Here is a 10,772-nt window from a genome sequence, read left to right as displayed (position 1 = left end):
CGCCTGCGGGGGCGCCTGGGCCACGGTCGCCGGCGCGGGTGCGGGTTGGGCGGGCTGGGGCGGGGGTGCCTGGGCGACAGTCGCCGGCGCCGGTGCGGGTTGGGCGGGCCGGGGCGCAGACGGCGGGGCGTGGGGATGCGGGCGCTGCGGCGCGGCGATCCGCGGATCGGACACCGGGTACGGTCCGCGGGCAGGCGGCTGCTGCGGCGGCGGGGCGGCCTGCGGCAGCGGCGCCGTGGGGCGGGAGCGGTCGCGGCGCGCCTGCTCGGTCCGGTAGGGCTCGCCCAGCGTCGCCGGATCGAGACCCGAGTCTCGCAGCCGCGCCAGGACCTCGCCGCCGGGCTCGAACGGCCGGGTGTAGACGGCGACGCCGTGGGGGCCCGGGGCGAACACCTCCGACGTGAGCACCCTGCCGTCCTCGTAGCCGGTGACCTCGCGCACCGAGGTGACGGCCCGGCGCCCGTCGGGCAGGCGCTTGATGAAGACCAGCAGGTGCAGCACCTCGGCGATCTCGCGCATCACCGAGTCGGGCGTGGGGGCGTCGGGGGAGCGCTGCGCGTAGATCAGCATCTTGTTGATGGCCGCGCGGGTGCTGCCGGCGTGAATGGTGCCGAGGGAGCCGTCGTTGCCGATGCCCATCGCCTGCAGCAGCTGCATCACCTCCCCGCCGCGCACCTCCCCGACGATGACGCGGTCGGGCGACATCCGCAGGGCGGCCTTCGCCAGGTCGTAGGTCGTGATCTCACCGGTGCCCTCGGTGTTGGACGTGCGGGTCTCCAGCGCCAACGTGCGGGGGTGCAGGCCCGAGCTGCGCAGGTGCAGCTCGAGGGTGTCCTCGATGGTGACCAGCAGCTCGGGCTGGGGGATCTCGGCGATCAGCGACCGCAGCAGCGTCGTCTTGCCGGCGCCCGTGCCGCCGACCACCAGCAGGTTGGCGGGGTTCGGCGGGCGGACCGCGGCCCGCAGCACCTCGATGAGCTGCGGCGTGACGGTGCCCATCCTCGCCAGCTCCGCCAGCGAGGACCGCAGCAGGCGGTGGCGGCGGATCACCACCGACGTGCGCTCGGCGACCGCGGTGACGGCGAACAGGCGATGACCCGAGGCGAGGCGCAGGTCGAGGATCGGCGAGGCCGTGTCGAAACGCCGGGAGGTCTGGCCGGCGGTGGCCGCCAGATGCCGGATCATCATCACCAGCTCCTCCTCGCTGTCGGCCACCGGCGGCGCCAGGACCCGCTCGCCGTTGGCCAGGGACAGCACCACGTTGTCGTGGCCGAGGACGTGGATGTTCTCGACGTCGGCGCGGTCGAGCAGCGGGGCCAGGGCGCCGCCCCCCATCAGCCCGCGCACGTTGGCGATGAACTCCCGGACACCGGCCGCGGTGAGCTGCGACGAGCCCGAGAGCAGGGCGCCGGTGTTGTGCTCGCGGGCGATCCGCTCGCCGAGGTCGACGAGCCGGCGCTCGATCTCGTCGCCCGGCAGCTTCTGGCGCTGCATGTCCAGGTAGCGGTCGAGGAGGGACTCGTAGTACCGCCGGAACAGGGCGACGGCCTGCATGGAGTCGCTCTGCTCGGGCCCCGCCGGAGCCGCGGCCGCGGCGCTCACGTCGCTCACGTCACACCTCGCCGCGGCGGCCGACGCGGGCGCCGACGCCCTCGCCGCGTCCGCGGTGCTTGCTCGCGTCGCTCACGTCACGCGTCTCCGCCCGCGTTGGACTGCGGCGCCGGCCCGTGCAGGCGCGACGCCCAATCGCGGAACGAGCCGGACGGGCCGACGTCCGGTTCCGGCTCGGCGCCCGGCGGCGGCTCGTGCGCGGCCTCGTCGGCCGGCGGCTGCGGCGCGGCAGGCATCGGCGGCGGCTCGTGAGCGGCCTCGTAGCCCGGCGGCTGCGGCGCGGCAGGCATCGGCGGCGGCTCGTGGGCGAGCTCGTAGCCCGGCGGCTGCGGTGGGTAGTGGGCCGGGGAAGGGTACGCCGACGGGCCCTGAGGCGCCGCGGCCGGCTCCTCCGGCGCCCAGTGGGGCGGGAACGGCTCGGGGCTGTCGGGCGGCGGCTGCTGCGGGGGGTGCGAGGGCGGGGGCTGCTGCGGGGGGTGCGAGGGCGGGGGCGGCGCATAGGACGGAATCGGGGGCTCCGACGACGGCGGGGAGGCGGCCGGCTGCGGCGCGTAGGACGGAATCGGGGGCTCCTGCGGGGGCGGGGAGGCGGCCGGCTGCGGCGCGTAGGACGGAATCGGGGGCGCCTCGGCGAAGGGGTCCTCGGGCAGCGGCGGCGGCTCTAGGGAGGGAGGCGCCATGGAAGTCGGCTGCGACTCCGGCGGCGACTGCCAGTACCCGGGCTCGGGCACATTGAACGGCGGCGGGAGCTGGGCGGCCGGGGAAGCGGCCCCCGTCCACGCCTCGGCGGGCACGGCGTGGACGGCCTCGGGGTACAGCGGCGCAGCCTCGCCGGGGGCGGCCGCCGCCGGGACCGGTTGCCGCGCCCCCCCGTCGCCGTCCCCGGCGGGTTCGGTGACGGTCATCTCCGTCGGCGCGATCGGCGCCGCGTCGGTCCCCCGCTCGAGCCGCTGCGACGCGGCGGCGCCGGCCGCGGGGGCCTTCGTGTAGGGCAGCAGCTCGCGGGCGACCTCCTCGAGGCTGAGACGCCAAGGCTTCGCCTTGCGCTTGTTGCGGTTCAGGAACGCCGAGAGGTCGCCCTTGACCTCGGCGAACAGGCGGACCGAGCCGCAGAACCTCACACCGCACTTCTCGCGCCACTCCTCGGCGCTCAGCGGCGAGTCCCCGATGGTCACCACGCACCGGTCGGCCTCGTCGCCGCGCACCTCGGTCGACAGCAGGCCGCCGATGCGCTCGAGGCTCGCCGGTGAGGCGTCGCCGCGGGCCACCACCACCACGCCCGTGGCCCGGGACCGCAGATTCGCCCCGAGGGCGCCGCCGGACATGCGGCCCGCGTCGATGATCAGGGCCACCTCCGACGCCGAGACGTCGCGCAGGGCCTCGGCCCGCTCGTCGAGCCAGCGGGTGATCTCCCGGGCGCCGGACGGGCTGGAGGTGGACGGCATGACGTGCAGGTTGCTCAACAGCACGTCCTGGGAGTGGTCGATGAGGTTGCCGCCGCCGATGGGCAGTCCCGACGCCACGAAGGAGGCCGAGCCCGGCGTGAAATGAATGCCGAGATGGTGCCCCAGCGAGCCCCCCCCCGGGTCCGCCTCGACGAGCAGCACCTCGGTGCCCGTCGACGCCCACTGGGCGGCGAGGTACAGGGCCGTCGTGGACGCCCCGGGCGAGCCGAGCGCGCTGTGGACGATCAGCACGGCGTCACCGGCCGAGCCGCCCGGCTACCGGGCGGCATCGATGAGCTCCTCGGCGGACAGGTCGAAGCCGACCTTCCACATCCGCCGATCCGCCGCCGCGTTGTAACGGCCCACGATCCCCTGGATGGCCTGCGCCTCCCCCGGCGTCACCACGTAGCGGATCACGTTCCCCTGCACCGACGGCAACTCGAGCACCCCGATGAGCGTCGGGGACCCGGCCTGACCGCCCTCGGAGGACTCGGCGCCGAACAGCGCGATCTTGTCGCCGCTGGCGAGGGACCCGCCGGGCGCCTCCCCCGCCGGGAGGCTCACCTCGATGAGGACCTTGTCGGCCTCCTCGGCGCCCGAGAGGGGCGGCGACTGGAACAGGCCGGGCGTCACGATGGTGTTGGCGGGGATGCTGCCCGCGGCCCACTTGCCGACCAGCACGTCGACGAACTCCGGCGGCACACCCTCGGCGGTGCCGATGTTCGCCGCGACGACGCCGAAGTGGCCCGGGCCGACCACCTCGAACCGCTCGATGGGCCGGACCGTGACCAGGTACTCCTGCCGCGTGTCCATCTCCTGGAGGATGTACCAGAAGGCGCCGCCGGAGAGGATCACGAGCAGCAGCCCCGCCAGCAGCAGGCCGCCGCGCACGCCCTGGTCGCGCTTCTTCTTCTTGTCGGCGCCGGGGACCGTCACCCGGCGGCCCGGCGCGCCGCGGGGCGATCCGGACCGGGAGACTTGCTGCTGTACGACGTCGGACATCGACCCCTCGCACGGTACCCCTTTGATTCTGCCACGACCCCCCCCCCCCGAATGGAGGGACAAGCGAGGAGCCGCTAAGTTTTCGGCCGTCAGCCTAACGGGTGTCTGTACGAATTGTTAACGCCCCGTCACCTCGGCGTTGACTCGCTGGGCACCATTATGTCGTTTCGACGCGGGAAGGGTAGCGCGGCAACCGCTCGCCAAGGTGGCACGGGCGATGATCCACGAGAAAAAACTCCGACGCGCCGAGCCGGTGCGATGACCGCGGCGGCAGTCGTCGCGGCGCTGGCGGTGTGGGGCGCCGCGGCCTCGTGGCTGGCGATCGTCGATCATCGCACCCGCACGCTGCCCACGCGGGTCGTCTGGAGCACCGCCGGGGCGGTCTGGCTGCTCTATGCGGCGGCCTCGATCCTGGAGGCGGATCCGGCCGGACTCGCCGGCGCGGCCATCGGCGCGGCGATCTGCGGCGGCGCCCTGGCCGTCGTGCATTTCGCACACCCGCCGTCGCTGGGCTTCGGCGACGTGCGCCTCGCGGTCCTCAACGGGATGCTCTGCGGATGGTGGGGTTGGCGGACCGCCCTGGCCGCGCTGGCGGCCGGCTTCCTGCTGGCCTTCCCCCAGGCCGTCGTCACGCTGATCCGCGAAGGGCGCCGCGCCAGCCGGGCGCTCGGGCCCTATCTGATCGCCGGCACAGCGGGGGTCGCGGCGTGGAGCGCCGTCAGCGAGGGGCTCGTGCCCTTCGCCTGACAGCGGGACGCCGCCGGTCCGCCGCGGCGCGCACGCCGGCCGCCCGGTCGAGGGGTGCGGCGGCGTGACGGCTACCCGAGCCGCAGCGAGGCGAGCCGCTGAGCACGCGGCCGGAACGCCACGCCCGCCCGCTCGGCGATGCCCGCGCTCCGGTCGCTGGGATCGTGTCCTCCGACGGGAACTCGGCTACAAGTTTGCCGAGGAGCCGAAGCATGAGGTCGTCGCGGACAAGCCACGGCACCGGCGGGCCGATACGTGCCAGCGTGTGTCACTGTGCTGGGGCTGTACGAACCCAGCGCAACCGTGGTGTCCGAACGGCCGCATCCCCGCCGTGTGGCCGTTCGGACACCGCCGTGGTAGGCTTCGAGTATTGATGCACACACCGCACCAGCGGAACACCACCGGGTCAGGCATATGACGCGACCAAGCGATCTCGGTCTCGTTCTACAGCAACTGCGCCGACGGCGCGGCCTCGCACAGGCAGAGCTGGCCGAACGTGCCGATGTGGGGCGCAAGTGGCTGTCGCAGGTAGAGAACGGCAAACAGACAGCCGAAATCGGGCTGGTGATGCGGGTCCTCTATGTACTCGGGTACGGGATCGAACTCGTCGAGGTCGCTCCGCCGGCGGATATCCGCGGCATGGTCGACGCCTTCGACGAGTGCGGCGACGATGCGACTTGATGTTCTCATCGACGGTCATGTCGCAGGCGAACTGGACCTGACCGATCACGACAGCCCCTCCTTCCGCTACACCGAGGAGTACCTTGGGCGAACCGCGCCCACTCCGCTGTCGATACGGATACCCGTCACCGGCGAAACCGTGGATGACCCATGGCTGGCCGGGTGGCTCAGAGGCCTCCTACCCGACAACTCACGCGTGTTGCGCAGCTGGTGTGAAGACAACGGCGTCGACGAGAGCTATCCGCTCCGACTTCTCGGCACTCCCGTCGGCGTCGACTGCGCCGGGGCGGTGCAGTTCTGTCCACCGGCGACTACCGAGAGCCTGATCGCCGCGCAAGGCGCACTCGACCCGCTGACTGACGACGAGGCGCACGACTGGTTGCGCCGCCTGCGAGCAAATCCCGCCTACCGCCCTCGACGCTGGGTCGCCGATGTCGGCTGGAGTCTCAGCGGCATGCAGCCGAAGGTGGCGTGGCGCCGCTTGGGCGACAAGTGGGCAGTCGCTCGAGGGCGCGAAGCCACGAGCCACATCCTCAAGGTGACGCGAATCGACTACGCGCACGAAGCGCTGATAGAGCACCTGACGATGCGTACCGCGGCGCGGCTGGGAATCCCCGCTGCGGCCACATCCATCATCGAGTGGGACGATGTCGAGGCCATCGCGGTCCGCCGGTACGACCGTGCTGGGACCACCCCGACCGCGCCGCTGGTACGGCTCCACCAGGAGGACCTCTGCCAGGCGGCCGGCTTCGCTCCCGACCGGAAGTACCAGCACCTCGGCGGGCCAGACCTCGCCGCATGTGCCGCCTTGATACGGGATCCCGTGAACCCGGGCGCCGACGGCGACATTCAGCGGTTCCGCGACATGCTGCTGTATCACTGGTTGATCGTGAACCCTGACGCTCACGCGAAGAACTACAGCCTGCTGCTGCGGGGACGTGAACGCCTGCTCGCACCGCTGTACGACTCGTCGACGTGGCTGCCGTACCGATACGGCGACAAGGTGGAAACGCTGCCCTTGGCAATGTTCCCCGGCGCCGACAGGCGCCTAGAGGCACTGGACACCCCAGAGGCCCTTGCCGCCCTCGCCGCCGCCGTCGGCGTGAGCGCATCGGAGACCGCCGAACGGGCCGAGGACCTAGCAGCGCGCCTACCCGCGGCCATCGAGGCCACAATCAACGAGGCCCCCGACCACCACCAAAACGTGCCGGAGGTAGAGGTCTTTGGGACAGAACTGCCAGAGCGAGCCCAACACTGCGCCGCCATCGCAATCGAGACTCGGCGCATGACAACGAAATAGCTACACCGACGACGCCGACGCCGTCGCCGTCGTCAAGGCACCACGGCCGACATTCCGGAGGGTCGGACCCACCACCCGTGGAGGACACCGAACGGTATGAGCGACATTCCGGCGCAGCCGGAGTCCACGCCGGGCGATGCCGGCTTGGTGCTGAAGGCCCCGTCAGCCCTCGGCGATGGAGATGGCCTGCTTGGGGCAGCGCTGCACCGCCTCGTCCACCTTGGCGCGCAGGTCGTCGCCCGGGGATTCGTCGAGGATGTACAGGAAGTCGTCGTCCCGGACCTCGAACACTTCCGGCGCCACCTGCATGCAGATGGCGTTGCTCTCACACAGATCGAAATCGACGACGATGCGGTAACTCATGCGGCAACCTCTCCTGCTCGGCGGTCAGCGGTCACGCCCACACTACCCCCAGCCCGCGAGCGCGGAATTGCCACCGCGGTGGATCGCCGATCGTCGTTTGCGTGCCTGGTCGTCCGGCGGGCCCGGAGTCCTACAGTTCGATGACCTGGCGGACCACTTCGCCGTTGCGGAGCGCATCTATGGCGTCGTTGACGTCCTCGAGGCGGATGCGGCGGTCGATCATGCCCTGCAGGTCGAGTTGGCCCGAGGCGGCGAGGCGCAGCATCCGGTGGAAGTCCACACGCACGTCGGCACCGCCGTAGTAGGAGCCCACCAGGGTCTTCTCGGAGAAGAAGAGTTCGAAGGCGTTGAAGATGACCTGCTCCTCCATGCGACCGACGCCGACGATGCAGCACGTGCCGCCGCGGCGCACCGCGTCGTAGGCGGCGCGCATGGTGGCAGGACTGCCGATGCATTCCAGGGCGTAGTCGAAGCCCTGACCTTCGGTGAGATTCGCCTTGGCGGCGTCGAGGTCGTCGGGCAGGACCGCATCGGTGGCGCCGAAGGACCGGGCCACGTCCAGCTTGGCCGGATTGCGGTCGACGGCCACGATCTCGGCCGCGCCGGCGACACGCGCACCCTGGATCGCCGCCACGCCCACGCCCCCCACGCCGAAGACGACGACCGACGAGCCGGGGGCGACCTTCGCGGTGTTGAGGGCCGCCCCGACGCCGGTCATCACGCCGCAGCCCACCAGGGCCGCCGCCTCCAGCGGCACGGAGGGGTCGATGCGCACCACCGCCTGCTCGGGCACCACAGTGCGCTCGGCGAACGTGCCAACGCCGCAGAACGACGCCAATTCGCTCTCGCCCAGGCGGAACTGGCGGCGCAGCATGATGCCGAACTGCAGGTCGGCGCACAGGTTGGGGCGCTTGTGGCGCAGGCAGAAGACACATCTCCCGCACGGCGGCGACCACACCATGATGACGTGGTCGCCGACCGACACCGAGGTGACATCGCCGCCCACCTCCCGCACGATGCCGGCCCCCTCGTGACCCAGCACGACGGGTGAACGCTCGGGGATCGTGCCGTTCATGACCGAGAGGTCGGAATGACAGACGCCCGTGTGGGTGATCTCCACGAGCACGTCGCCGGGACCGGGGTCGATCAACTCCACGTCGTCGCACAGGTCCAGAGTGGTGTCCCCCACGTTGCGCAGGACCGCAGCCCGCATGTCGGTGTCCCTCGTCGCCCGTCCCGGCGCCGGCGGCTAGGCCAGGGCCCTCCAGACGCGCTCGGGGGTTGCCGGCATCGCTACGTCGCGTACGCCGAGGGGTCCCAGGGCGTCGGCGATGGCGTTGATGACCGCCGGCGTGGAGGCGATGGTGCCGGCCTCGCCGACGCCCTTGACGCCCAGCGGGTTGGTGGGGCTCGGCGTGACGGTGCAGTCGGTCAGCAGGCCGGGCACCTCCGAAGCGGCGGGCACCAGGTAGTCGCCCATCGTGGCGGTGCGCAACTGGCCGGCGTCGTCGTAGACGGCGTCCTCCCAGAGGGCCTGCGCCACGCCCTGCACGACGCCGCCGTGAACCTGCCCCTCCACGACGAGGGGGTTGATCTGCACGCCGCAGTCGTCCACCGCGGCGTAGCGCACCAACTCGGTCTGTCCCGTCTCGGCGTCCACCTCCACGACGGCGACATGCGTGCCGAAGGGGAACGTGAAGTTCGGCGGGTCGTAGGTGGCCTGCGCCTCCAAGTTCGGCTCCATCCCGTCGGGCAGGTTGTGGGCGGTGAACGCTCCGAAGGCGATGGCGGCGATGTCGATGCTGGCCGACGGCGTGCCCCGCACGGTGAAGGTGCCCGCGGCGTAGTCCAAGTCCTCCTCGGACGCCTCGAGCTGGTGGGCGGCGATGGCGCGCGCCTTGTCGATGATCTTCTCGGCGGCCATGTGGATGGCGGTGCCGCCCACGGCGAGGGAGCGCGACCCGTAAGTGTCCAGACCGAGCGGGGAGATCGCAGTGTCGGAGTGCAGCACCTCCACGTCGTCGGGGTCCACACCCAGGCGCTCGGCCACGATCATCGACCAGCAGGTCTCGTGCGCCTGCCCGTGCGGCGTGGTCCCCGTCACGACCTGCACCTTGGCGGTCGGCAGCACCCGCACGGTGGCGGACTCCCAGCCGCCCGCGCCGTAGTTCAGCGCCGCCAGCACCCTGCTGGGCGCCAGGCCGCACATCTCCACGTAGCTGGAGAAGCCGATCCCCAGATGGCTCGACGAGCCCTCGGCGCGGCGGCGCGCCTGGGTGGCCCGCAAGTCGTCGTAGCCGACGAGGTCCATGGCCTTGGCCAGCGCCGGGGCGTAGGCCCCGCTGTCGAAGCTGAGGCCCGCGGTGGAGTCGTAGGGGAACGACTCGATGAAGTTGCGACGGCGGATCTCATCGGCGCTCACGCCCACCTCGGCCGCTAGGGCGTCCATGGCCCGCTCGATGGCGTAGGTGGCCTCGGGCCGCCCGGCGCCCCGGTAGGCGTCGGTGGGGGTCTTGTTGGTGAAGACGCTGGTGCAGCTGAAGGAGTAGGCGCCGATGTCGTAGCAGCCGTGGTACAGGAAGCCCCCGAGCAGCGGCACGCCGGGCGTCACGAGCTGCAGGTAGGCGCCCATGTCGGCCAGCAGCGAGACGCGCACCGCCGTCACCTTGCCGTCGGCGTCGGCCGCCAAGGAGATGTCCTGGATCTGCCCCCGGCCCTGGATCGTCGCGACCGCCGCCTCGCTGCGGCCCTCGGTCCAACGCACCGGCTGGCCCCGGTTCACGGCCAGCGCGCAGCAGATGACCTCCTCGGCGTAGACGTTCAGCTTCGAGCCGAAACCGCCGCCGACCGCCGGGGCCACGACGCGCACCTTCTGCTCGGGGAGGCCGACGGTGAGCGCCAGCATGACCTTGAGGATGTGGGGGATCTGCGTGGAGGAGTAGACGGTCACGTCGCCGGCATGGGGGGACGGAACCACCGCGACGCCGCGGGGCTCCATGGCGGCGGGGATGAGCCGCTGGTGGACGTAGCGCTCGCTGACGGTGTGCGCGGCGGCGGCGAATGCGGCGGCGACGGCGTCCTCGTCGGGCTTCAGCTCCCAGACGTAGCTCACATTCGTGCCGATGTCGGGATGGATGACGACGCTGTCGCTCGCCGCGTCCTCCAAGTCGACCACCGCGTCGAGCGGCTCGTAGTCGACCACCACCTCCTCTGTGGCGTCGGCGGCGGCATAGCGGCTCTCGGCCAGCACCACCGCCACGATCTGGCCCACATGGGCGACCACGCCGGTGGCGACGGAGTGGTGCGGCGGGTTCTTCATGTCCGGCGTCACCGGCCAGGCGCACGGCAGCGGACCCGCGCCGAGGGCGGCGAAGTCCTCGCCGCTGTAGGCCGCCACCACGCCGGGGACGGCGCGGGCGGCCTCGAGGTCCACACTGTTGATCCGGGCGTGCGCGTGCGGGCTGCGCACCGCCGCCATCCAGAGCGCACCGGGCACGTCGAGGTCGTCGATGAAGCGCGCCTCGCCCGACAGCAGAGCGGGATCCTCCCGGCGCAGCCGCCGTGTGCCGATCACTGTGGTGTCCTGTGCTGTGGCGCTCATCTGACGTCCCTCTCAGCCAGCC

At 72.0% G+C, this 10,772-nt stretch carries 9 protein-coding genes; 3 read left to right on the top strand and 6 right to left on the bottom strand.

Going from position 1 to position 10,772, the window contains the following annotated elements; genetic code table 11:
* From OXG55_12895 to OXG55_12885, 3 genes are all read right to left on the bottom strand, one after another.
* On the bottom strand, positions 1 to 1,611 hold a 1,611-nt coding region (locus tag OXG55_12895), incomplete at its 3' end, for an ATPase, T2SS/T4P/T4SS family (protein ID MCY4104134.1).
* Between the two features lie 77 nt (positions 1,612 to 1,688).
* Positions 1,689 to 3,308 (bottom strand): hypothetical protein, encoded by a 1,620-nt coding sequence (locus OXG55_12890; protein MCY4104133.1) that lies wholly within the window; start codon positions 3,306 to 3,308, stop codon positions 1,689 to 1,691.
* A gap of 24 nt (positions 3,309 to 3,332) precedes the next feature.
* A complete protein-coding gene (locus OXG55_12885; protein MCY4104132.1) occupies positions 3,333 to 4,058 on the bottom strand; it encodes an SAF domain-containing protein in 726 nt (241 codons plus the stop codon).
* 258 nt (positions 4,059 to 4,316) lie between these two features.
* On the opposite strand from OXG55_12885, the gene OXG55_12880 reads away from it, so the two are divergent.
* The 3 genes from OXG55_12880 to OXG55_12870 all read left to right on the top strand — a co-directional run bounded on the left by OXG55_12880 (position 4,317) and on the right by OXG55_12870 (position 6,786).
* Positions 4,317 to 4,805 (top strand): prepilin peptidase, encoded by a 489-nt coding sequence (locus OXG55_12880; protein MCY4104131.1) that lies wholly within the window; start codon positions 4,317 to 4,319, stop codon positions 4,803 to 4,805.
* 414 nt (positions 4,806 to 5,219) lie between these two features.
* Positions 5,220 to 5,486: a helix-turn-helix domain-containing protein gene (locus tag OXG55_12875; GenBank protein MCY4104130.1), complete on the top strand. Its 267-nt coding sequence runs from the start codon at positions 5,220 to 5,222 to the stop codon at positions 5,484 to 5,486.
* Positions 5,476 to 6,786: a HipA domain-containing protein gene (locus tag OXG55_12870; protein MCY4104129.1), complete on the top strand. Its 1,311-nt coding sequence runs from the start codon at positions 5,476 to 5,478 to the stop codon at positions 6,784 to 6,786. Before OXG55_12875 ends, OXG55_12870 begins: the two co-directional genes overlap by 11 nt.
* 162 nt (positions 6,787 to 6,948) lie before the next feature.
* Here OXG55_12870 and OXG55_12865 read toward each other — a convergent pair whose 3' ends face one another.
* The 3 genes from OXG55_12865 to OXG55_12855 form a co-directional block, all read right to left on the bottom strand.
* On the bottom strand, positions 6,949 to 7,149 hold the full coding sequence (locus OXG55_12865) for a ferredoxin (GenBank protein MCY4104128.1): 201 nt from the start codon (positions 7,147 to 7,149) through the stop codon (positions 6,949 to 6,951).
* 130 nt (positions 7,150 to 7,279) lie between these two features.
* Complete coding sequence (locus OXG55_12860; GenBank protein MCY4104127.1) at positions 7,280 to 8,362, bottom strand: Zn-dependent alcohol dehydrogenase; 1,083 nt, start codon at positions 8,360 to 8,362, stop codon at positions 7,280 to 7,282.
* A gap of 36 nt (positions 8,363 to 8,398) precedes the next feature.
* Entirely contained in the window at positions 8,399 to 10,750 is a 2,352-nt protein-coding gene (locus OXG55_12855) for a molybdopterin-dependent oxidoreductase (GenBank protein ID MCY4104126.1), read from the bottom strand.
* Positions 10,751 to 10,772: the final 22 nt, after the last annotated feature.

The sequence above is a fragment of the bacterium genome, from assembly GCA_026708055.1.
Classification (GTDB): Bacteria; Actinomycetota; Acidimicrobiia; order Acidimicrobiales; family CATQHL01; genus VXNF01.
This window is presented reverse-complemented; position numbering and strand designations above follow the sequence as displayed.